Genomic DNA, 1,274 nt, shown 5'->3' with positions numbered 1-1,274 from the left:
TGAGGTGCTCCCCCTTCCTTGGACAGGATCTGGCGCTTTTTAAGCTCTGAGTTGCTCCTGTTGATCGGGTTGCATGACTTCGATTTGCAGTGAGTAGACCACTGCCGGCGGTCGGCCGCCAAGGGCCTTGTGCGGCCGGCGGTGGTTGTAGAATTCCATCCAATTGCGGACACCGGTGCGTGCCTGCGATCCGGTCTCCCAAGCATGCAAGTAGACACACTCGTATTTCAGGGTGCGCCACAGGCGTTCAATAAAGATGTTGTCCAGATAGCGGCCCTTGCCATCCATCGAGATGCGGACGTCCGATCGGCGCAGGCGGTCTGTCCAGGCAAAGGATGTGAACTGAGATCCCTGATCACTATTCATGATGTCGGGCGGTCCGAACCGATAAATCGCCTCGTTCAGCGCCTCGACACAGAAGTCCGCGTCGAGAGTGTTCGATATCCGCCATGACAGAACCATCCGGGTGTGCCAATCCATGATTGCCACCAAGTAGAGAAAGCCGCGGCGCATCGGCAGATAGGTGATGTCCACGCACCAAACCTGGTTTGGCCGGTCCACCCGCAGTCCGCGCAAGAGGTAGGGATAAGTCTTGTGCCCCTTCGCTGGCTTGCTGGTGTTCGGTTTCTGATAGATCGGCATCAACCCCATCAGGCGCATCAGCCGACGGATGCGCTTCTCGTTTACTTTGTGGCCCTCGTTGCGCAGGTGCCAGGTCATCTGGCGGACGCCAAAGAAAGGCGTGTCGAGGAACTGCTCATCGATCAGCCGCATCAGCGCGAGGTTATGGTCCGTCTCACCCTGCGGCGTATAGTAAAACGACGATCGAGGGACCTGTAGCAGCGCGCACTGCTGGCCGATCGACAGGTCCGGATGGTCGCGTTCGACCATGCCGCGCCTCACGTCCCGCCCCAAGGCTTCAGCTTTCTTTCCAAAAAAGAGTTGGCCACCGCCAGCTCTCCGATCTTGGCATGCAGGTCCCGGACCTGATCTTCATCGATCACCGGCGCCTTGCGGCCACCGCGTTCAAAGACACCGGACGCGCCATCGAGCAGCGCGCGTTTCCATTGATTGATCATCGTCGGATGCACGCCGAACCGGCTCGCCAGTTCCGACACGGTCGCCTCGCCTTTCAGCGCCTCAAGTGCCACCTTCGCCTTGAACTCAGGGGCGTGCTGCTTTCGTTTCGACATCGTCGATCTCCTTCGTAATGAAGATCAGCAGACAGCAAATCAGAGCTTATGCCAGTGTCCAGTTTTCGGGGGGCACCTCAA

Annotated in this window: 1 protein-coding gene; it reads right to left on the bottom strand. The window is 58.6% G+C overall.

What is annotated here, in order from left to right; translation table 11 throughout:
* Positions 1-39 precede the first annotated feature (39 nt).
* Positions 40-1,193, bottom strand: a protein-coding gene (locus tag FA740_RS19485) for an IS3 family transposase (protein ID WP_246053752.1) whose coding sequence is annotated in 2 segments (ribosomal slippage) — positions 40-941 and positions 941-1,193 — 1,155 coding nt in all. Because the reading frame shifts where the segments join, the coding sequence is not laid out codon by codon here.
* Positions 1,194-1,274 lie beyond the last annotated feature (81 nt).

This window comes from Paracoccus hibiscisoli, from assembly GCF_005048265.1.
GTDB classification, from domain to species: Bacteria; Pseudomonadota; Alphaproteobacteria; order Rhodobacterales; family Rhodobacteraceae; genus Paracoccus; species Paracoccus hibiscisoli.
Note: the sequence above shows the minus strand (reverse complement) of the source record. Positions and strands in the feature narration are given on the sequence as shown.